Here is a 22,225-nt window from a genome sequence, read left to right on the forward strand (position 1 = left end):
GTAATAAAATCACCCAAACTATCGCGTTAATTCTATTGTTGGCATCCTACTTGCTAAATCTATTGTAACTGGTTTTTAGTCGTCAAATATCCGACGAATAGGAGATTACAATGCAGATTAGCTCGAATCCTTTCTTACAAGAAATGCAATCACTTCGTGGTGAAATCTCGCCTAATCTTCGCTCACCTATCCAACCGGATATGATCCAGAAAGTAGGCAATACTTCAGGTGCAGACTTCGGAGAATTGCTTTCTCAAGCTGTTGGCGGTGTGACAGAGTTACAGAAAAACTCGGCTAATCTAGCCACTCGTTTAGAGATGGGTGATTCTACGGTAACTTTATCAGATACCGTTATTGCTCGTGAAAAATCTGGTGTGGCTTTTGAAGCGACAGTACAGGTAAGAAATAAGCTTGTCGAAGCTTACAAAGAAATTATGAGCATGCCTGTTTAGGCCTCTTTATCAGATTAGAAAGTAGGTAATTATTGTGAGTACAGATCTCGTATTAGATTCAGATACCGCTAGTAGCACAGGGATTCAGCAGGAAAATAAACCTGGTTTGATGAGTTCTTTTGGTAGTGCTGATTTTATGCGTCAAATTACTATGATTCTGGCATTAGCCGTTTGTTTGGTATTGGCTGTATTTATGATGATGTGGGCGCAAGAGCCTGAGTACAGACCGTTAGGTCAAATGGAAACAAACGAAATGATCCAAGTGTTGGACGTTTTGGATAAAAATAAAATTGCCTATAAAATTTCTGGTGATGTCGTCAGTATTCCTGAAGACAAATATCAAAATGTAAAACTATTACTAGCTCGTGCAGGCGTTGAAGCATCAAGCCAGCCAACAGATTACCTAAGTAAAGACAGTGGCTTCGGTGTTAGCCAACGAATGGAGCAAGCACGCTTAAAGCAAAGCCAAGAAGTCAATTTAGCCCGAGTAATTGAAGAACTAAATAGCGTAACTCGCGCTAAAGTTATTTTAGCTTTGCCAAAAGAAAATGTTTTTGCCCGCAATAAATCCAAACCAAGTGCAACTGTTGTGGTCAATGTTCGTCGAGGCAGTTTAGGACAAGAAGAAATTGACTCTATCGTCGATATTGTTGCTTCAGCAGTACAGGGCTTAGACCCAACGAGAGTGACTGTAACTGACTCTAATGGCCGTTTATTAAATTCAGGCAGCCAAGATGCGGCATCATCTAGAGCGCGCCGCGAACAAGAATTGGTTCAACAGAAAGAAGCTGAGTATCGTAATAAAGTCGAATCGATTTTAATGCCGATATTAGGACCTGAAAATTTTACTTCTCAGGTCGATGTGAACATGGATTTTACTGCGGTTGAACAAACGGCCAAACGCTTTTCACCTGATTTACCTGCGATTCGTAGTGAAATGACCATTGAACGTAATTCATCAGGTCAATCAATGGGCGGTATTCCTGGCGCTTTATCAAATCAACCGCCAATGGAATCAAACATCCCACAAGAAGTCGGTGAAGCAGAAACTACCTCAGTCAGTGGTGACAGCCACCGTGAAGCGACCCGTAACTTTGAGTTAGACACCACAATTAGTCATACACGTCAGCAAGTTGGCCAAGTAAGACGAGTCAGCGTGTCAGTGGCGATTGATTATAAACCAGGTGCGGTTGATGAAAATGGTGTGGTCACTAGAGTGCCAAGAACCGAACAAGAGCTGACGAATATTCGCCGTTTACTGGAAGGGGCTATGGGCTTTACTAGCCAACGTGGTGATACTTTAGAAGTGGTTACCGTTCCATTTATGGATCAATTAATTGAAGCATTACCTGAGCCTGAGTTATGGGAGCAACCTTGGTTTTGGCGCGCGGTAAGACTGGTTTTAGGTGCATTATTGGTATTAGTCTTGATTTTATTTGTTATCAGACCAATGTTGAATAAGTTGCTGAAAGCCAATGAAGTTGAAATGCCAGAAGAGGCTCGCTTAGGTCATGAATTGGCTGAGATTGAAGATCAATATGCTGCAGATACACTCGGAATGCTCAATACTCAGCAAGCTGATTATAGTTATGCAGATGATGGCTCTATTCAAATCCCAAATCTTCATAAAGATGATGATATGATTAAGTCAATACGGGCATTAGTGGCAAATGAACCTGAACTTTCTACCCAAGTAATTAAGAGTTGGTTACAAGACGATGGCAAATGATGACGTTGCGGTAGCAGAGGCTACTAAAGGGTTTAACCCAGATGATTTAACGGGAACTGAAAAGACCGCTATTTTACTGTTAAGCCTAAGTGAAGCTGACGCGGCTTCAATACTAAAACACTTGGAACCAAAACAGGTTCAAAAAGTCGGTATGTCTATGGCGGCCATGGAAGACTTTGGTCAAGAAAAAGTCATTGGCGTACATAAGTTATTTCTTGAAGAAATTCAAAAATTCTCGTCTATTGGTTTTAATAGTGAAGAGTTCGTGAGAAAAGCCTTAACAGCAGCACTTGGCGAAGATAAAGCCGGTAATTTAATTGAACAAATTATCATGGGTAGCGGTGCTAAAGGCTTAGATTCATTAAAATGGATGGATGCACGTCAAGTTGCAACCATCATTCAAAATGAGCATCCGCAAATTCAAACCATTGTTTTATCTTATCTAGAACCTGATCAGGCAGCAGAAATATTCAGTCAGTTTCCTGAAAATACTCGCTTAGATCTGATGATGCGTATTGCTAATTTAGAAGAAGTACAGCCAGCTGCATTGCAAGAATTGAATGATATTATGGAGAAACAGTTCGCAGGCCAAGGCGGCGCACAAGCAGCGAAAATGGGTGGACTTAAAGCTGCTGCTAATATTATGAACTTCTTAGATACAGGCGTTGAAAGCCAGATTATGGAAACAATGCGTGAATCAGACGAAGAGATGGCTCAGCAAATTCAAGATCTTATGTTTGTATTTGAAAACTTGATTGATGTTGATGACCGCGGAATTCAAGTTTTACTAAGAGAAGTACAGCAAGATGTGCTGATGAAGGCATTAAAAGGCACTGATGACCAATTATCAGATAAAATTATCGGTAATATGTCTAAACGTGCCGGTGAATTATTACGTGATGATCTTGAAGCAATGGGACCTATTAGGATCAGTGAAGTTGAAGTGGCCCAAAAAGAAATTCTCGCAATTGCTCGTCGCTTAAGTGATAGTGGTGAAATTATGCTTGGTGGCGGTGGTGGTGAAGAGTTCTTATAATGCCATCATTATAATTTTATCCATAAGCCATTACCGTTTAGCTGCAATATAAAACCATTAATCGCTGTAGAAATTAGGCATATCCATGACGGAATCTAAAACCAATAAATCAATCGAAAATGATGACTTAGATTTCAGTCATTGGCAATTGCCTGATGTCACCGAAGATCAAACAGACTCTCCGTCTAATTTATTTGGACACTTAGGTAGCCAAAACCCACCTGCTAAATCAGAAGAAAAACCGCTTCTACCTCCAACCATGGCAGAAATTGAACAAATCAGAGTTGAAGCTGAGCAGGAAGGGTTTGAGCAAGGAAAAGTAGCAGGTCACAGCCAAGGTCTTGAACAAGGTAAACTTGAAGGTCTTGAAGTCGGGCACGCTGAAGGCTTTGCTCAAGGGGAACAACAAGGCTATGAAGTTGGCCAAGTTAAAGTCAATGAAGTGCTCGAGAAATTATCTCAATTGGTAAAACAATTCGAACAACCATTGATGTTACTTGATGCTGAAATTGAAGCAGAAGTATTACAGTTAGCAATCAACCTAGCTAAATCTATTGTTGGTCATGAACTCAAAACCCATCCTGAGCATATTTTATCAGTCTTGCGTCAAGGTGTTGACTCCCTGCCGATTAAAGAGCAACAGGTTAAACTCAGACTGCATCCAGATGATGCTACCTTAGTGATGCAATTATACAGCGATGCACAATTAGAAAAAAATCATTGGGACATTGAAGCTGACCCTTCATTAAATCCAGGTGATTGTATTATCAATAGCATGCGTTCAAGCGTTGATTTGCGGGTAGAAGAGAGAATGCGTCAGGTATTGCAAGAGTTACACGAGCAAGCCTCTGGCATTCAAGCAAATGTGCAAACGATAAAAACTGAACATCCGCAATATACGACTGAGGTCGTGGATCACTTACCAGAAAGACAATCTTCAAGCTTAACGACGGAAAGCAGTCAAATTACTGAAGTGACTGATTCAAAAATCAGTGAGAATGATACAAGTCTGCAAGAAGCAACTCGTCATGAACCATTGATAGAAGAATCATCTATAAAAGATCAAAGTTTCCAAGTTGCAGATTCTTCAGTTGACCTTCATAACACAACAGCAATTGAAAATGGTGCAGACGAGCAATCCAAAATTTTAGAAACTGATGAGGTACGAGACAATGCAAAGCCGTCAACATCAGTTACTGAATAAACTCAAAAACCAAAGTCAAAAAGTCAGCCCACTTAGGCCGGTAGCCAGTGGGCAGTTAGTGCGTGTTGTGGGCTTAACATTAGAAGCTACAGGCTGTAGAGCACCTGTGGGCAGTTTATGCTCGATTGAAACTATGGCGGGTGAATTAGTTGCCGAAGTGGTTGGGTTCGATGACGAGCTGTTGTACTTAATGCCCGTTGATGAATTAAGAGGTGTACTACCTGGGGCAAGAGTGCGGCCATTAGGTGAGCAGTCAAGTTTGAATGTCGGACTGAGTTTGTTGGGCAGAGTGCTTGATGGCAGTGGTTCACCACTTGATGGCTTAGGGCCATTAAATACAGATCAACAAGCTTCTCGTCATGCACCACCAATTAATCCACTTGCTAGACGTGCCATTTCTGAACCTTTAGATGTAGGGGTAAGGGCCATCAATGCCATGCTAACAGTGGGTAAGGGTCAGCGAATGGGCTTATTTGCTGGCTCTGGTGTGGGTAAAAGTGTGCTATTAGGCATGATGACTCGCGGGACAACTGCTGACATTATTGTTGTAGGGCTAGTGGGCGAGCGTGGTCGTGAGGTAAAAGAGTTTATTGAAGAGATCCTTGGTGAAGAAGGACGGGCTCGCTCCGTTGTCGTAGCCGCACCAGCTGACACTTCGCCATTAATGCGTCTTCGTGCTTGTGAAACATCCACTCGTATAGCTGAATACTTTCGTGACTTGGGGTACAACGTTTTATTATTGATGGATAGCTTAACCCGTTATGCTCAGGCACAACGTGAAGTGGCGTTAGCTGTTGGAGAACCACCAGCAACAAAAGGCTATCCGCCATCAGTATTTGCTAAATTACCAAGACTGGTTGAACGGGCAGGTAACGGAGGCCCTAGACAAGGTTCCATAACTGCTTTTTATACTGTACTGACAGAAGGTGATGATCAGCAAGATCCCATTGCAGATGCGTCAAGAGCGATTCTTGATGGTCATATTGTTTTATCTCGCACACTTGCTGATTCTGGTCATTACCCAGCTATTGATATTGAACAATCTATTAGTCGTGTTGCGCCAATGGTGATTGCGCCAGAACATTTAGAATCGATGCGTTTAGTTAAGCAAATGTATTCTACCTATCAGCAAAATCGCGACCTCATATCCATTGGAGCATATTCTCAAGGTAGCGATCCGCGAATAGACAATGCCATTAGGTTACAACCTGCGATGAATGCATTTTTAAGACAGGGCTTTAAAGATGTTATCTCGTTTAATGATAGCCAAACTATGGTGGGGCAAATCGCTGCCCAATGTAAATAATGCGCCGCGCTGATCCTCTGTTGACAGTATTAAAAATCAATAAAGAAGCTGAAGAGCAAGCTGCTTTGCAATTAAAGTCTGCCCAGCTTGAGCAGCAAAAATGCCAAGGTCAGCTAGATGCTCTGAATAACTATCGTCTTGAATACATGAAGCAAATGGGTGAAACCCAAGGCAAAACTTTAAGTGCCAGTGAATACCATTCATTTCATGAATTTATTAAGCAAGTCGATCAAGCGCTCATTCAACAAGTTAATGCAGTAAAAGAAACTGAAAAACAAACGGGTTATCGCCAAGTACATTGGCAAGAAAAGCAGCAAAAACGTAAAGCTGTGGAAATGTTACTAGAAAAAAATGCATTAAAAGCGCAAATAATTGCAAATAAACGTGAACAAAAAGCATCGGATGAATTTGCGATGCAACAATTCATCCGTAAAAAACCTCGCTAGAAATCTTCTTAAACTTAACGCTTAAACTTGACTCTAAAACTTTCATTTTTCAGTCTGATAGTTACCTTGCGATGAAAGAGTAAATAACCTTAAAAACTAATATTCTAATAAGCTGGCATTTTAATTGCTTATTTATAGAGTTAGTTAGTGAAGTGTCAGCTTTGTGACTGTTATCAGGATCCGATTGTTGTACCAATTGGTTCGTTATGAGTGATGTTGAGTGGAGTTTGTTATGCAACAAATGAGCAGTATTTTATTGGGGAATAGTGGCAAAACCACCAATTCGCAGGTTTCAGGAACCGTGCAACTCGATGATAAACAGTCTTTTTTATCTGTCTTTAATCAAGCATCACAAGTGGATGTAGATAAAACTAAGCTCAGTCTAAATACTAATGAACAACCAGCAAGTATCGATGCTCCATCGGCAGAAGGTTCGGATGTTGACCTTATTTTTGCTCAAATAGATTTAGCTGAAAATTTCGATACTCAGGCAGATATTGAAAAAAGTGGCAAAGACTTGCCGCTTGAATCTGAGTTGTCAGAGTTAGCGCTTTCTCAAGCCGATAGCGAATTAGTGTTAACTGAAGAGACTCAGCATTCAATTGAAAAGGGTTTATTGGTTAATGAGCTCGCAGTTGATGTTTTGCCGAAAGAAGCAGGAATTGAAGAATTAGATAAAGAGTTAGATAAAGAGTTAGATAAAGAGTTAGGTAACGAAATAAGTACCACTTCTTTTTTAAGTTCACTGAACACTGAGCAACTAGATGCATTGACTCAATTTTCTTCGATGAGTGAACAAGATCTTGCCGCCTTAAGTGCTGTTGAACTGAACAAACTAATTAATGGCTATAATCAACAAATCAACATCACTGATAACCAAGCCTTACCTTTGTTAATCGATGGGAAACTCAATAACCAGACAGCAACAATCCCTGTTACAGAGGCCAATGCTGATTTAATTACTGCTGAAAAAGCTAAGCTTGCTAACTCAACATCTAATATCGCAAATAGTGTCCAAAGTACTGCGAATGCCACTGATACAGCTAACAATATTGCCGCTTCAGCTCAGGTTGCCAATGCTGAGAAAGTTGTGGCTGATTCAAAAGTCATAGCTGATACGAATAAACTAGCTAAGAACGAAGATAAAGAAAGTGCCCCTGTGAATCTTAGTAAAGCCGAGATAAGTGTGGCATTAGATAAACCAACCTCCAAAGTCGCCTTTAATAATGCCATGGTTAATGCAGCAGCTAACTCAAGTCAATCAACACTTGCTGAACTAGGGCAAGAGAGTGAAACGATAGATGTAAAAGCACTACAAAATCAAAGCAGTTTTACACCACAGCACAAAAGTGATGTACCTCAATTCCAACTTTCGTTACGTCAAGGGGCTGAGTCCGTAGTGCAAATGCAGGATATGATTCAAAAATTTGCACCTGTAATGAAACAACAACTTATCACTATGGTTGGGCAAGGCGTTCAGCATGCTGAAATTCGTCTAGATCCTGCCGAGCTTGGGCACATGGTAGTAAAAGTTCAAGTTAACGGTGAGCAAACTCAAGTGCAGTTTCAAGTAGCTCAATCTCAGACAAAAGACCTCATTGAGCAAGCGATTCCAAAATTGAGAGAAATGCTGGCTGAGGAAGGATTACAACTTGCAGACAGCCAAGTATCTCAAGATGGCGAAAGCCAGAAAAAATCCGAGTATGATGAACAAAACAGCAGTGGCGAGAATATGCTGGATGAAATTTCAGCACAAGAACTCGAGATTGCTACAAAACATGCAAAGAGTAGCAATTCAGCTATAGATTATTACGTCTAAGTCGGTAATCTATAGCCATTACGTTAATGCAGTCAAAGCCCTGTAATAATTGAGATGAGATTATTACCAATGTGGCAGCACATAAAATGGAATAAATGATGGCTGAAGAAGAATCTCTAGAGTTAACAACAGAAAACCAACCTAAAAGTAAGAAAAAGCTGATTATCTTTATTGCTATCGGTGTCGTCGTTATTGGTCTGATTGCAGGCGCAGCATTATTTTTTCTAGGAGGCGATGAGGAGTCAATTCCTGCAACTCCTGGTACTGCAACTTCAGCAGAAGCCGAAGTTGATGAATCTAAAAAAGGCAAGGCTAATTATGTTGGCATGCCGAGGCCATTTTTGTTTAACCTTCCTGGGGTTGATCGAGCTCGCTTAGTGGAAATAAAAGTACAATTGATGGTACGTGGCGATGATGGTCAAACTGCGAAAATGCATATTCCATTAATTGAAGATGCTTTATTAACCACGTTTAGTGCTGCTGATGTACAAAAGCTAAGTACTCAGGCTGGTAAGGATGAACTAAGACAATTAGCGCTACTTAATGTGCAAAATACACTACAACCTGTAGCTGGCCGCAAAATAGTAGAAAAAGTACTATTTACTGGTTTTGTGATGCAATAACACCAGTGAATAAGACAAGGTGATAATGTGAGTGATTTATTAAGCCAAGACGAAATTGATGCGCTGCTTCACGGAGTCGATGATGTTGATGAGGATGACATTAACGACGGTGAAGATACTCGTGTCTATGATTTCTCCTCTCAAGACCGCATCGTTCGTGGACGAATGCCGACGCTGGAAATTGTCAATGAGCGTTTTGCCCGCCATTTACGAATTAGTATGTTTAATATGATGCGCAGAGCTGCTGAAGTGTCAATTAATGGCGTACAAATGCTTAAGTTTGGCGAATATGTCCATACATTATTTGTTCCTACTAGTCTTAATATGGTGCGTTTTAGCCCACTTAAAGGGACTGCCCTGATTACCATGGAGGCGCGTTTAGTCTTTATTTTGGTAGACAACTTCTTTGGTGGTGATGGTCGTTTTCATGCAAAAATTGAAGGCCGTGAATTTACGCCAACAGAAAGACGTATTGTTCAATTATTGCTGAAAATTATTTTTGAAGATTATAAAGATGCTTGGGCTCCAGTCATGGATGTTGAATTTGAGTATTTAGATTCAGAAGTCAACCCGGCAATGGCAAACATTGTTAGTCCAACAGAAGTTGTGGTGATTAATTCTTTCCATATTGAAGTTGATGGAGGCGGTGGTGATTTTCATATCACTATGCCTTATTCAATGATTGAACCTATCCGTGAGTTACTTGATGCGGGTGTTCAAAGTGATAAGCAAGATACTGACATGCGTTGGGGACAAGCCTTACGTGATGAAATTATGGATGTGCAAGTCGGTATTGATGCCAACATCATTGAGCATGAAGTCAAACTTCGTGATGTTATGGAATTCAAAGCAGGGGATGTTATACCGATTGAATTACCTGAGCACATCATGATGCGAATTGAGGATTTACCCACTTATCGATGTAAATTAGGCAAATCTAGAGATAACTTAGCGTTGAAGATCAGCGAGAAAATTCCTCGTCCTGAGACCGCTAAATCAGAACTACAGTTAATTACGCGCAAAGGTAAAGCGCGTGATATTTCAGAATTATAAGGTGACATGATGAGCGATGATACTGACGATTGGGCTGCGGCAATGGCAGAGCAAGCACTTGAAGAGGCCAATGTTGCCGAACAAGTAGAACTCGACGAGCTCGTAGATGAGTCAAGCCCTATTTCTCAAGCAGAAGCTGATAAGCTTGATAGCATCATGGATATTCCTGTGACAATCTCGATGGAAGTCGGGCGCAGTTTTATCAGTATTCGTAATTTACTGCAGTTGAACCAAGGTTCAGTAGTGGAATTAGACCGAGTGGCAGGCGAACCTCTAGATGTAATGGTAAACGGCACTTTAATTGCTCATGGTGAAGTGGTTGTGGTCAATGATAAGTTCGGTATTCGTTTAACTGATGTCATTAGTCAAACTGAACGAATCAAAAAGCTAAAATAAAATAATTTCAAATTATCAGTGAAGGGTTCATTTGTGCTAAATGCAGTTAGTCTATTAGTGGTGGCAAGTTCTGCTGTCACTGAAGCGTCAAATTCAGAATCAGCCAATTCAGAAATAGCTATCCGTGGTGCTGAAACATCGAATATCGCTGCGTTATCAAGCATGATGGGGGGGCTGATCCTTGTTATCGCCATTATTTTTGTATTAGCTTATATCGTTAAAAAGCTTAACTTGGTTCAATCAAATCAGGGGGTGATAAAAACTGTTGCGATGACCCCTTTAGGGCAAAAAGAAAAAATTGTTTTGATTGAATTAGAAGGGCAGCAGTATTTACTCGGCGTTACTGCCCAGCAAGTGAATTTGATTGAAAAGCTCGATACGGCTGTTAATGTCGAAACGACGTCTTTTGCTAGCAGGTTAAAGCAAGCCAAACAGCAAGCCAGTCAACAAGAAAAAGAGCAGGCTAAGGAATAGCAATAATGAAAAAGTGGATAGTGTTAGTCTTATTTGCCGCTGTTTTTTTTACGCCATTGAGTTTTGCTGAAGATGGAATATTAAAAGCCGTTACGGTTTCAACCGGTGCTGATGGTAGTACTGAGTATTCTGTAACAATGCAAATATTGCTGCTGATGACGGCAATGAGTTTTATCCCTGCAATGGTGATAATGCTCACTTCGTTTACGCGGATCATTGTAGTGCTATCTATTTTGCGTCAAGCTTTGGGGTTACAGCAAACACCATCTAATCAAGTACTCATTGGTATGAGTATGTTCATGACATTCTTTATTATGGCGCCAGTATTTGATCAAATTTACGATCGAGCTGTAGAGCCTTATATCAATGAATCTTTAACAATGCAGCAAGCCTATGAAGTCGGTAAAGAGCCGCTGCGTGCATTTATGTTATCTCAAGTCAGAACCACAGATTTAGAAACCTTTATTGAAATTTCCGGCTACACCAATATTGCGTCGCCAGAACAAGCGCCAATGAGTGTATTGGTACCTGCTTTTATTACCAGTGAATTAAAAACTGCATTCCAAATTGGCTTTATGTTATTTGTGCCATTTTTAGTTCTTGATTTAGTGGTTGCGAGTATTTTAATGGCAATGGGTATGATGATGTTGTCGCCGATGATTGTGTCACTCCCATTTAAAATAATGCTGTTTGTATTGGTTGATGGTTGGGGATTGGTGTTAGGAACGCTGGCAAACAGTTTTGGTAGATAGGGAGCGTTACTGATGTCACCAGAGTCACTGATTGATATTTTTCGTGAAGCGTTATCTGTAATTGTCCTGATTGTATCGGCAATTATTTTACCTGGCTTATTTATAGGTCTGATTGTGGCTGTATTTCAGGCCGCAACTTCAATCAATGAACAGACATTAAGTTTCCTTCCTAGATTATTAACTACGCTATTTTCGTTGATGTTTCTTGGCCATTGGCTAGTGCAAACCATGATGGATTTTTTTTACACTATGGTGAATATGATCCCTCAGGTGATAGGTTAGTCCTGTGGAAATTTTATTTGAAGAAATCAGTCGAACAATAGCCGCATATGTTTGGCCGTTATTTAGAATATCTTCAATGTTAATGGTTATGGCCGTTTTTGGTGCCAATACCACCCCAGCAAGAGTCCGTTTGTTTTTATCTGTTGCGATTACTGTTGCCGTAGCACCTGTACTTCCAGCACCCGTTGATCCTATCGAGTTGTTCTCATTAAGTGCTGTATTCATTTCTGCGCAGCAAATACTCATAGGTACTGCTATGGGGTTTGTGACAATTTTAGTGATGCAAACCTTTGTACTAACGGGGCAGATTATTGGTATGCAAACCAGTTTAGGTTTTGCCTCTATGGTCGATCCTAGTTCAGGTCAGCAAACACCAGTTGTAGGTAATTTCTTTTTATTACTGGCTACGTTGATTTTTCTCGCCGTTGATGGACATTTGTTGATGTTTAAAATGCTGGTGGCTAGTTTCGATACTATCCCCATTTCAAATCAGGGTTTTAGCATTACTAATTACCGAAAATTAGCAGAGTTTGGTGGTTATATGTTTGGTGCGGCGTTAACGATGTCGATTTCAGCAATCGTCGCATTACTGCTGATTAACTTATCATTTGGTGTGATGACGCGCGCATCGCCTCAACTGAATATTTTTGCCATTGGCTTCCCGGTAACAATGGTAAGCGGGTTATTGATTTTGTGGCTTACATTAGGGCCCATCATGTCTCATTTCGATGAGGTTTGGCTGCGAGGCCAATTATTGATGTGTGATATTTTGCAATTGACCTGTCAAATTGACGGCTCATTAACTCAGTAGGTTACTGATGGCAGAAGATACAGGTCAAGAACGCACAGAGGACCCCACCGCCAAGCGACTGCAACAGTCGCGTGAAAAAGGACAGGTGGCACGCTCTAAAGAGTTAGGTACAGCGGCTGTTTTATTAGCATCAGCTGTAGGGTTCGCAATCGTTGGGCCTAATCTTGCCCGAAGTCTGCACACTATCATGACACAAATATTGACCATGGAGCGGGATCAAATATTTGATACCAACTCAATGTTTCTGGTTTGGGGAGTGGTTGGCAATGAGCTTGCTTTTCCACTCATCAGTTTTATTGCATTTCTCGCCTTAATTGCTTTTATCGGTAATATCATTCTGGGTGGTATGACGTTCTCAGTTAAAGCTTTTATGCCCAAAGGCAGTAAAATGAATCCTGCTAAAGGATTTAAGCGAATGTTTGGTACACAAGCTCTAGTTGAGTTGACCAAGGGCATCGCTAAATTTGCTGTAGTGGCTGTATCAGCCTATTTTTTATTGAGTTTTTACTTCTTTGAGATAATGACTCTCTCGACAGATCATCTACCTGGCAACGTTTACCATGCACTAGAGTTGTTAGTATGGATGTTTATTCTGTTATGTTCTTCAATGCTATTTATTGTGGTGATTGATGTGCCATTTCAAATATGGAATCACAATAAACAATTGAAAATGACCAAGCAAGAAGTCAAAGATGAATACAAAGACACTGAGGGTAAACCTGAAGTAAAAGGTCGAATTAGACAAATGCAGCACGAGATGGCCAACAAAAGGATGATGTCTGAAGTACCAAATGCAGATGTTATTGTGGTTAACCCTGAACATTATGCTGTAGCGGTTAAATACGATGTTAGTCAGTCAGCTGCGCCTTTTTTAATTGCGAAAGGCATCGATGATGTCGCATTTAAAATTCGTGAAATTGCCAGAGAGCACGAAGTGCCGATTGTGTCGGCGCCACCTTTAGCACGTGCTATATACCATACGACGAAAATTGACCAACAAGTGCCTGAAGGGTTATTCACTGCAGTCGCACAAATTTTGGCATATGTATTCCAGCTCAAGCAGTATCAAAAAGGTAGGGGCAAGCGACCTAAGCCCGTGCCAATCAATCAACCTATCCCTGATGATTTAAAACACTAAATCGTTTACAAAACCTTCAATTAACCCCGCGGCCCTTTTGAAACTATTCTTTTGGCTTAGTAATTGCATTTTACTGGTGTCAGCGTCAAGAATATTACTATAAAGGTTTCCTACTGATGGATGTAAAAGCAGCATTAGGTCAAGTTAAACAAGTTAGATTAAGTACTTTTAAAGGTATAGGTACGCCATTATTAGTACTTGCAGCACTCGGTATGGTGGTTTTGCCCATGCCTGCCTTTTTGTTGGACATCTTGTTTTCATTCAACATTGCTTTAGCACTCGTTGTACTGCTTGTCGCTATTTATTCTGATAGACCATTAGATTTTGCCGCATTCCCCAGCGTTCTGTTAGTCGCAACGCTACTTAGATTGGCACTAAATGTTGCCTCAACCCGAATCGTGTTATTGGAAGGTCATAACGGTGGTGATGCCGCAGGTAAAGTCATTGAAGCCTTCGGCTCTGTGGTTATTGGTGGTAACTACGCTGTAGGTTTAGTGGTTTTCCTGATTCTTATTATCATCAACTTTGCCGTTGTTACCAAAGGTGCTGGGCGTATTTCTGAAGTGAGCGCCCGTTTTACATTGGATGCCATGCCAGGTAAACAAATGGCAATTGATGCCGATTTAAATGCTGGCACATTAACGCAAGATCAAGCTCGCGTACGCCGCGCTGAAGTGACTAAAGAAGCTGACTTTTACGGTGCGATGGATGGTGCATCAAAATTTGTTAAAGGTGATGCCATTGCGGGTATCATGATTTTGGTGATTAACATTCTCGGTGGTTTTGTGATCGGTATGGTTCAACATGGATTGGATTTTTCCAGTGCTGTTGAAATCTACACTTTATTGACCATTGGTGACGGCTTAGTCGCTCAAATCCCTGGGCTACTGTTATCAATCGCTGCAGCATTGATGGTGACCCGTCAAAATGAATCGGGTGATATGGGCGGCATGATGATAAGCCAGATGTTTGTCAGCCATAAGTCAATGGCGATTGCATCAGGCGTATTGTTTGTCATGGGTATCGTGCCTGGAATGCCTCATTTTGCATTCTTAACGTTCGCTTTTATTACAGCCTTTGCTGCATATATGATTTATAAGCGAAATAATGACAACAAAACCGCAGCGCTTGAGCAAGCGGTTAAAAGCCCAGCAGAAATTAAGGATGCAGAGCCTAAAGAACTCAGCTGGGAAGACGTTCAACATGTCGATACTATCGGGCTTGAAGTAGGTTACCGCCTTATTCCGTTAGTGGATAAAGGTCAAGGTGGTGAGCTTTTAGGTCGTATTAAAGGTGTACGTAAGAAATTATCACAAGAATTAGGTTTCTTAGTACCAGCGGTGCATATTCGCGACAACCTTGATTTATCACCTAACTGTTATCGTATTTCGTTAATGGGAGTCGTGGTTGGAGAGGCTGAAGTTCGCCATGACTGTGAACTCGCGATCAATCCTGGGCAAGTGTATGGCAAGCTTGATGGCATTGAAACAACAGATCCTGCATTTGGATTAGAAGCTGTGTGGATAGCGCCAGAGCAGCGCGAACATGCTCAAACCTTAGGTTATACCGTGGTAGACACGGCAACAGTTGTCGCGACCCATATCAGCCAACTATTGACTAACAATGCGGCTAAATTACTGGGTTATGAAGAAGTACAGCAGTTAATGGATATGTTAGGTAAAAACTCGCCTAAGTTAGTTGATGGCTTTATTCCAGATATTATGCCATTGGGTTCTGTGGTTAAAGTGATGCAAAACCTTCTAAATGAAGGTGTTTCTATCCGTGATTTACGCACAATTGTGCAAACCCTGTTAGAATACGGTACAAAGAGTAATGATACAGAAGTATTAACCGCTGCAGTGCGTATTGCATTGAAGAGAATGATTGTTCAAGAAATATCTGGGCCTGAATTAGAGATACCTGTCATTACATTGGCACCAGAGTTGGAACAGATGTTGCACAAGTCTATGCAGGCGACAGGCGGTGAAGGGCCAAATATCGAACCAGGCCTTGCAGAACGCATGCAGAAGTCATTATTAGACGCTTCTCAGAAGCAAGAAATGGTTGGACAACCAGCCATTTTATTGACATCAGGTATGCTAAGGTCAACGCTGTCACGATTTGTTAAATATACTATCCCGAATTTACGGGTTATTTCTTACCAAGAAATACCTGATGAAAAGCAAATACGCATAGTATCTGCGGTAGGGCAATAGCGATGACTTTCTGTTTGAAAGAGGTGCGTAGTGAAAATTAAACGATTTTTTGCCAAAGACATGCGTTCAGCATTAGCTCAAGTGAAAGAAACCTTGGGATCTGATGCCGTTATTATGTCGAATAAAAAAGTAACGGGTGGAATAGAAATCGTTGCGGCAGTTGACTACGATGAACCTAAAGCGGACGTCGCTGTAAATTCACCTGTACCTGGTTTTATGAATGTCAGTGATGATCAAGTCTCACTAGGGCAAAATAAGCCAACAGTGAAAGCGCAAACTAAGGTAAGCCCACCTCCTGCAGCTGATTCACTGCAAGCGTTACTCGAAAAGCAGCATAATCGTTTGCAACAGCAAATGTCGCAGCGAGTCGAAGAGCCTGAGTTACCAGATTGGGCCAAACAATTACAAGATACAAAAACAGCGAAAGTTGAGCCTAAAATTGAACAACAGCAATTTGCTCAACCAAGAACATCGAATAAAAGTCAGTCTGCTGAAATTGAAGCAATGCGAGAAGAAATGGCCTCTTTGCGTGGGTTGTTAACTCATCAAGTCTCTTCGTTAATGAAAGACCAGAAAAAGCGCACTGACCCAGTTGGGGCAATGCTAGAAAGTAAATTAATTAATGCAGAGTTTTCTCCTGCTGTAGCGGCGAAATTGGCAGGCTTAAGTCAGCAATATACGCCTGCAGATTTAGTGAGAGCGTTACCTCAGAGTTTAGCGAACTTATTAGATAACCAAGGTGATGATATTGTTCGTACTGGTGGCGTGGTGGCATTTGTTGGTCCAACAGGTGTTGGTAAGACGACTTCGCTGGCTAAATTAGCGGCAAGATTTGCAGCACATCATGGTCCAGAACAGGTTGCACTCATAACTACAGATCATTATCGTATTGGAGCCTATGAGCAATTGGCAACTTATGGCAAAATAATGGGATGTCCAGTAAAACAAGCTCACGATCTTGCTGAATTAGAACAAATTCTCTACCAGTTTAAGAATCGTAAGTTAGTATTAATAGATACAGCTGGGATGGGGCAGCGTGATATGCGCCTTTATCAGCAGTTAGATGATTTAATGGCAAATACAAGAATACCGATTAGAAGTTATCTAGTCATGTCTGCAACCTCTCAAAGAAGAGTGTTACAAGATGCTGTTGAGCATTTTAAAAGAATCCCATTATCAGGGGTGATTTTGACCAAATTAGATGAATCGGTTTCGATTGCTGGCGCATTAAGTGTATTGATTCAAAATGGGTTACCATTAAGCTATATAACAGATGGTCAACGTGTTCCAGAAGATATGCAAGTTGCTGATACGCTTATGCTCGCAAAACAAGCGTTAGCAGCATTAAACGACACCAAACCTCAAACGTCACATGACACTGCGTGGTCAAATGACATGGCCTATGCATTCGAGTAACAATATGACCAGAGATCAAGCAAGTGGTTTACGTATGATGAATCAACCAAATAACGATAAAGTAAAAGTAATTGCAGTCAGTGGCGGCAAAGGCGGCGTGGGTAAAACCAGTGTGTCTATTAATACCGCTGTTGCGCTCGCTGAAAAAGGTAAACGAGTGTTAGTACTCGATGCCGATTTAGGCTTAGCAAATGTTGATGTGATGCTAGGTATTCGAGCAGAACGCAATTTATCCCATGTACTTTCTGGCGAAGCAGAGTTGGACGATATTATTGTCCGTGGCCCTAAAGGTATTGGCATTGTGCCTGCCACTTCAGGGACTCAAGCCATGGTCGAGCTTACACAAGCTCAGCATGTCGGCTTAATTCGCGCCTTCAGTGAAATGAAAACTCAATTCGATATCTTAATTGTCGATACCGCTGCCGGTATATCGGATATGGTGCTGAGTTTCTCCCGTGCCTCACAAGATGTGTTGATTGTTGTTTGTGATGAACCGACATCAATAACCGATGCCTACGCCTTAATTAAAATCCTAAGTCGTGAACATGGCGTGTTTCGTTTTAAAATTGTGGCTAATATGGTCAGAAGTTTGCGCGAAGGCATGGAATTATTTGCCAAACTCAGTAAAGTGACTGATAGATTCTTGGATGTCGCTTTAGAATTAGTTGCTACGGTTCCATTTGACGAAAATTTAAGAAAATCAGTTCGTAAACAAAAATTGGTTGTCGAAGCTTTTCCTAAGTCACCTGCAGCGATTGCTTATCATGGTTTAGCGAATAAAATTATGAGCTGGCCTGTTCCTCAACAGCCAGGCGGCCATCTTGAGTTCTTTGTCGAACGATTAGTTCAACGTAAAGATCAACAAGAGGATTCAACGAGTGAATAAAGCCGCTGCGTATACTCAGTTTGATAATAAAACTTCAATTGTTGAACAGTATGCTCCGTTGGTAAAAAGAATTGCTCATCATATGTTGGCAAGGCTGCCAGCATCAGTGCAATTGGATGACTTATTACAAGCAGGGATGATGGGGTTATTGGAAGCATCATCGAAGTTTGATGGCAGTAAAGGGGCTAAATTTGAAACCTTTGCTGGCATCCGAATTCGTGGTTCAATGATTGATGAAATCCGCCGAGGTGATTGGGTTCCTCGTTCTGTACATCGTAACCAACGTCGTGTTGCCCAGGTTATTGATGAATTAGGACAAGAGCTCGGCCGTGATGCAAAAGATATTGAAATTGCTGAAAAATTAGAGATGACTCTTGAAGAGTATCATCATATTCTAAATGATGTTTCAGTGGGGAAGATCATCGGGATTGAAGATCTTGGTGTATCTGAAGATGTGATTGTAACAGCAGAGTCTACTCCTGATGAGAGCTTTGAGTCACTTGCTGAAATGCAATTTAAATCAGCACTATCTGAAGCAATTACAACATTACCCGAAAGAGATGCGTTAGTTTTGTCGCTATATTATGACGAAGCATTAAATTTAAAAGAAATCGGTGCCATTCTTGAGGTCAGCGAGTCGCGTGTTAGCCAGATATTAAGTCAGGCAATGCTGCGTCTTAAAGGCAAACTCAAGCATTGGACACAGGTATAATTATTAATATAGAGCACAGTGTATGAGCTCACCGGAGGAAACCTTGGACAAGAATATGAAGATTCTTATTGTTGATGACTTTTCAACAATGAGACGTATCATCAAGAACTTGTTGCGAGACTTGGGATTCAACAATACCCAAGAAGCAGATGATGGCTCAACCGCCTTACCAATGTTACAAAAAAGCGAATTTGATTTTGTTGTAACTGACTGGAATATGCCAGGCATGCAAGGTATTGACTTGCTTAAGGCGATTCGTGCTGATGATTCACTCAAGCATTTACCCGTGTTAATGGTAACTGCAGAAGCAAAACGCGAACAGATTATTGCTGCAGCGCAAGCGGGTGTGAATGGTTACGTAGTAAAACCGTTTACTGCTGCAACGTTAAAAGAAAAACTCGATAAAATATTTGAACGTTTAGCATAAGCTAAGGATAAGTTATGCAGGCAGCAATATCAGGGCTGATCGACCTTGAACAAGCAAAGCAACTCGTAAAACTGCTTGAAGATGGCCAACAAGAACAAGCTGATGAAGTCATTCGTGACTTATCAGCGCCTCTTCAGCGGGATTTATTTGATGAAGTCGGAAAGTTGACACGTCAACTTCATAGTTCATTAAATGAGTTCCAAATTGATACCCGTTTAGCCGAACTTGCCAATACTGAAATACCTGACGCAAAAGAAAGATTAAACTTTGTTATCGATATGACAGAGCAAGCTGCAAATAAAACTATGGATGCAGTTGAAGAATGTTTACCTTTGGCCGATACAATAATTAATAACATTCAATCGGTCACACCCATGTGGGACAAATTGATGCGTAGAGACATCGCGTTAAGCGAATTTAAATCTCTGTGTCATGAGGTTCAACATATCATGTCTCATAGCGAGCATGACTCAGGTAGATTAAAGGAATTGCTCAATCAAATTTTGATGGCGCAAGATTTCCAAGATCTAACTGGCCAAATGATCCGTCGTGTTATTGATTTAGTCAGAGAAGTTGAGAGCAATTTAGTCTCCATGCTCACTATTTTTGGCGAAAGCGCAGCAGACTCAACACGGGTCGTTGATGACAATAAAATTGAAGCAGAAGGTCCCATCTTGAATGCTGAAACCCGTGAAGACGTGGTAACAGGCCAAGATGAAGTTGATGATCTGCTATCAAGTCTGGGTTTCTAATTAGGAGTCAAATTTAATGTCTTTTGATGTTGATGAAGAGATACTCCAGGACTTTTTGATTGAAGCTGGTGAAATTTTAGAGCTTCTACAAGAGCAACTCGTCGCTCTTGAAAATAATCCTGATGATGCTGATTTACTTAATGCTATTTTTAGAGGTTTCCACACAGTAAAGGGTGGTGCAGGTTTTTTAAGCTTGGGCCCTATGGTCGACGTTTGTCATGAAGCAGAGAATACCTTTGATTTACTGAGAACCGGTAAGCGTCAAGTAAACGCAGAGTTAATGGATATCATTCTCCAAGCTGTTGATGCTATCAATAGTATGTTTGAGCAAACTCAGCAAGGCCAGCCGCAAGATGATGCTGATCCCGCTTTACTTGAAAAGCTTAAGCTTTTGAGTTCTGGTGCGCCTCTTCCTTCTGAAATCTCTGAGACAGTTGTTGAGACTGAACCTGAAGTTGTGGAAGAGTTCATTGAAGCCATTATCGAACAACCTGTTGCAGCGGCTGAAGCTGAAGTTGTCTCCGATGCAGGAACTTCAGGTAGCATTGATGATATTGATGAAAGTGAGTTTGAAGCTTTACTTGATGCATTACATGGACAAGGGAAAAGCCCAACATCAGTCAATGACGAACCTGTTGCAGGTGTGACAGTAAATGCCACAAGTCCTACCAATGACAGTGCTGCTAGCGATGAAATTAGCGATGATGAATTTGAAGCGCTTCTTGATGAGCTACATGGTTCAGGTGGATTTCAGTCAACGACAGCAAAGAATGAGCCTGCAGCAGTAGCTGAAGAGCCAAAAGTCGATGCTGATGACATTACTGATGATGAATTTGAAAAACTACTTGATGAGTTACACGGTAAAGGTTCTGCACCAGCAGCGGTCACGCCGCCTGTCGAGGCAAGTAAACCTAAAGCCAGCCCACCAAGTGAACCTGCTAAAGCTGAGCCCAAAGCACCAGCTCCTGTAGCTAAAGCTCCAGTTAATAAAGCGCCAGCAAGTAAAGCGCCAGTTGCAAAAGCGCCAGAACCTGCATCTAAAGCTGTGCCCGCTGCGAAAAAAGCAGAACCTGCGAAAACACAAAATGCAATGCCACAAGGTGAGACTACGGTTCGTGTTGATACATCTCGCTTAGACCAAATTATGAATATGGTTGGTGAGCTAGTATTGGTGCGTAACCGTTTGGTGAGTTTAGGTATTTCTCGTGATGACGAAGAGATGTCTAAGGCGTTGGCAAATTTAGATTTAGTGACAGCAGACCTTCAAGGCGCTGTAATGAAAACACGAATGCAACCAATCAAGAAAGTGTTTGGTCGCTTCCCTCGCGTTGTCAGAGATTTGGCACGTACGCTCAATAAAGAAATTGATTTGATCATGGTTGGTGAAGACACCGACCTTGATAAAAACCTTGTCGAAGCACTCGCTGATCCATTGGTTCACTTAGTTAGAAACTCAGTAGACCACGGTATTGAAATGCCGATTACCCGTGAAGCGAATGGCAAGCCAAGAACTGGTACCATTACCTTATCAGCCAGCCAAGAAGGCGATCATATTCTACTAAAAATTGAAGATGATGGCGCAGGTATGGATGCCAACAAATTAAAAGAAATTGCTATCAGTCGTGGCGTGTTAGACGAAGATTCAGCTGCACGCATGACGGATAACGAAGCTTATAATCTAATTTTTGCTCCTGGTTTCTCTACTAAAGTAGAAATTTCAGATATTTCAGGTCGTGGTGTTGGGATGGATGTGGTTAAAACCCGTATCACCCAGCTTAATGGTACTGTTCATATTGATTCCGTTCAGGGCAAGGGAACAATCTTAGAGATTAAAGTTCCACTCACATTAGCAATTATGCCGACTCTAATGGTAGATGTTGCTAAGCAGGTATTTGCTTTACCTCTTTCAAGCGTTAACGAAATTTTCCACCTCGATCTAACTAAAACAAATGTAGTAGATGGACAATTAACCGTTATCGTTCGTGATAAAGCCGTACCGCTATTTTATCTTGAGCAGTGGTTACATCGAAATAAAACTAACTTTATTCATGGTGATAAAAAGCAAGGGCATGTAGTAATTGTGCAACTTGGGACCATGCAAATTGGCTTTGTGGTTGATGCACTGATAGGACAAGAAGAGGTGGTAATTAAACCTCTGGGAAGCATGTTGCAAGGTACGCCAGGTATGGCTGGAGCAACAATTACTTCTGATGGCGGTATTGCACTGATTTTAGATGTGCCAGGCTTATTAAAATATTACGCTAAAAGTAAGAAGTAAAAGTTCCATTATTTAAG

22 protein-coding genes are annotated in these 22,225 nt (G+C 41.2%); all 22 read left to right on the forward strand.

Features of this window, described 5'->3' with window-relative positions:
• Nucleotides 1-110: 110 nt before the first annotated feature.
• The 22 genes from fliE to BCU84_RS15760 all read left to right on the forward strand — a co-directional run bounded on the left by fliE (nucleotide 111) and on the right by BCU84_RS15760 (nucleotide 22,208).
• Nucleotides 111-452, forward strand: coding sequence for a flagellar hook-basal body complex protein FliE (gene fliE / locus BCU84_RS15655; protein WP_102529009.1), 342 nt, complete (start codon nucleotides 111-113; stop codon nucleotides 450-452).
• Nucleotides 453-486: 34 nt separating this feature from the next.
• The gene (gene fliF / locus BCU84_RS15660; RefSeq protein WP_102529010.1) at nucleotides 487-2,181 is read left to right on the forward strand and encodes a flagellar basal-body MS-ring/collar protein FliF; all 1,695 of its coding nucleotides are present in this window, start codon (nucleotides 487-489) and stop codon (nucleotides 2,179-2,181) included.
• Complete coding sequence (gene fliG / locus BCU84_RS15665) at nucleotides 2,171-3,217, forward strand: flagellar motor switch protein FliG (RefSeq protein WP_102529011.1); 1,047 nt, start codon at nucleotides 2,171-2,173, stop codon at nucleotides 3,215-3,217. Before fliF ends, fliG begins: the two co-directional genes overlap by 11 nt.
• 85 nt (nucleotides 3,218-3,302) lie before the next feature.
• A complete protein-coding gene (fliH, locus tag BCU84_RS15670) occupies nucleotides 3,303-4,421 on the forward strand; it encodes a flagellar assembly protein FliH (protein WP_102529012.1) in 1,119 nt (372 codons plus the stop codon).
• The gene (gene fliI, locus BCU84_RS15675) at nucleotides 4,390-5,727 is read left to right on the forward strand and encodes a flagellar protein export ATPase FliI (protein ID WP_102529013.1); all 1,338 of its coding nucleotides are present in this window, start codon (nucleotides 4,390-4,392) and stop codon (nucleotides 5,725-5,727) included. Before fliH ends, fliI begins: the two co-directional genes overlap by 32 nt.
• Entirely contained in the window at nucleotides 5,727-6,173 is a 447-nt protein-coding gene (fliJ, locus tag BCU84_RS15680; protein WP_102529014.1) for a flagellar export protein FliJ, read from the forward strand. The genes fliI and fliJ overlap by 1 nt, the downstream gene beginning before the upstream one ends.
• 232 nt (nucleotides 6,174-6,405) lie before the next feature.
• Nucleotides 6,406-7,992: a flagellar hook-length control protein FliK gene (locus BCU84_RS15685; RefSeq protein ID WP_102529015.1), complete on the forward strand. Its 1,587-nt coding sequence runs from the start codon at nucleotides 6,406-6,408 to the stop codon at nucleotides 7,990-7,992.
• A gap of 98 nt (nucleotides 7,993-8,090) precedes the next feature.
• The gene (gene fliL / locus BCU84_RS15690) at nucleotides 8,091-8,615 is read left to right on the forward strand and encodes a flagellar basal body-associated protein FliL (protein ID WP_102529016.1); all 525 of its coding nucleotides are present in this window, start codon (nucleotides 8,091-8,093) and stop codon (nucleotides 8,613-8,615) included.
• A 27-nt stretch (nucleotides 8,616-8,642) separates the two neighbouring features.
• The gene (fliM, locus tag BCU84_RS15695; protein ID WP_102529017.1) at nucleotides 8,643-9,668 is read left to right on the forward strand and encodes a flagellar motor switch protein FliM; all 1,026 of its coding nucleotides are present in this window, start codon (nucleotides 8,643-8,645) and stop codon (nucleotides 9,666-9,668) included.
• A gap of 6 nt (nucleotides 9,669-9,674) precedes the next feature.
• Nucleotides 9,675-10,064 carry a flagellar motor switch protein FliN gene (gene fliN, locus BCU84_RS15700; protein ID WP_102529018.1) on the forward strand — a complete coding sequence of 130 codons (390 nt, stop codon included), beginning with the start codon at nucleotides 9,675-9,677 and terminating at the stop codon, nucleotides 10,062-10,064.
• A 33-nt stretch (nucleotides 10,065-10,097) separates the two neighbouring features.
• Nucleotides 10,098-10,538, forward strand: coding sequence for a flagellar biosynthetic protein FliO (fliO, locus tag BCU84_RS15705; protein WP_102529019.1), 441 nt, complete (start codon nucleotides 10,098-10,100; stop codon nucleotides 10,536-10,538).
• Nucleotides 10,539-10,543: 5 nt separating this feature from the next.
• Nucleotides 10,544-11,290, forward strand: coding sequence for a flagellar type III secretion system pore protein FliP (gene fliP, locus BCU84_RS15710; RefSeq protein WP_102529020.1), 747 nt, complete (start codon nucleotides 10,544-10,546; stop codon nucleotides 11,288-11,290).
• A gap of 12 nt (nucleotides 11,291-11,302) precedes the next feature.
• Nucleotides 11,303-11,572 carry a flagellar biosynthesis protein FliQ gene (fliQ, locus tag BCU84_RS15715; RefSeq protein ID WP_102529021.1) on the forward strand — a complete coding sequence of 90 codons (270 nt, stop codon included), beginning with the start codon at nucleotides 11,303-11,305 and terminating at the stop codon, nucleotides 11,570-11,572.
• A 4-nt stretch (nucleotides 11,573-11,576) separates the two neighbouring features.
• On the forward strand, nucleotides 11,577-12,383 hold the full coding sequence (gene fliR, locus BCU84_RS15720; RefSeq protein WP_102529022.1) for a flagellar biosynthetic protein FliR: 807 nt from the start codon (nucleotides 11,577-11,579) through the stop codon (nucleotides 12,381-12,383).
• Nucleotides 12,384-12,390: 7 nt separating this feature from the next.
• On the forward strand, nucleotides 12,391-13,521 hold the full coding sequence (gene flhB, locus BCU84_RS15725) for a flagellar biosynthesis protein FlhB (protein WP_102529023.1): 1,131 nt from the start codon (nucleotides 12,391-12,393) through the stop codon (nucleotides 13,519-13,521).
• Between the two features lie 116 nt (nucleotides 13,522-13,637).
• Nucleotides 13,638-15,737, forward strand: a complete 2,100-nt coding sequence (gene flhA, locus BCU84_RS15730) for a flagellar biosynthesis protein FlhA (protein WP_102529024.1) — start codon at nucleotides 13,638-13,640, stop codon at nucleotides 15,735-15,737.
• A gap of 30 nt (nucleotides 15,738-15,767) precedes the next feature.
• Nucleotides 15,768-17,153 (forward strand): flagellar biosynthesis protein FlhF, encoded by a 1,386-nt coding sequence (flhF, locus tag BCU84_RS15735; RefSeq protein WP_102529025.1) that lies wholly within the window; start codon nucleotides 15,768-15,770, stop codon nucleotides 17,151-17,153.
• Between the two features lie 4 nt (nucleotides 17,154-17,157).
• Nucleotides 17,158-18,039 (forward strand): MinD/ParA family protein, encoded by an 882-nt coding sequence (locus tag BCU84_RS15740; protein ID WP_102529078.1) that lies wholly within the window; start codon nucleotides 17,158-17,160, stop codon nucleotides 18,037-18,039.
• Complete coding sequence (locus tag BCU84_RS15745; RefSeq protein WP_102529026.1) at nucleotides 18,032-18,751, forward strand: RNA polymerase sigma factor FliA; 720 nt, start codon at nucleotides 18,032-18,034, stop codon at nucleotides 18,749-18,751. Before BCU84_RS15740 ends, BCU84_RS15745 begins: the two co-directional genes overlap by 8 nt.
• A 43-nt stretch (nucleotides 18,752-18,794) precedes the next feature.
• Nucleotides 18,795-19,178 (forward strand): chemotaxis response regulator CheY, encoded by a 384-nt coding sequence (gene cheY, locus BCU84_RS15750; protein WP_080916243.1) that lies wholly within the window; start codon nucleotides 18,795-18,797, stop codon nucleotides 19,176-19,178.
• A gap of 14 nt (nucleotides 19,179-19,192) precedes the next feature.
• Entirely contained in the window at nucleotides 19,193-19,930 is a 738-nt protein-coding gene (locus tag BCU84_RS15755; RefSeq protein ID WP_102529027.1) for a protein phosphatase CheZ, read from the forward strand.
• Between the two features lie 16 nt (nucleotides 19,931-19,946).
• On the forward strand, nucleotides 19,947-22,208 hold the full coding sequence (locus BCU84_RS15760) for a chemotaxis protein CheA (RefSeq protein WP_102529028.1): 2,262 nt from the start codon (nucleotides 19,947-19,949) through the stop codon (nucleotides 22,206-22,208).
• Nucleotides 22,209-22,225: the final 17 nt, after the last annotated feature.

The organism is Shewanella sp. 10N.286.51.B7, assembly GCF_002873615.1.
Taxonomy (GTDB): domain Bacteria; phylum Pseudomonadota; class Gammaproteobacteria; order Enterobacterales; family Shewanellaceae; genus Shewanella; species Shewanella electrodiphila.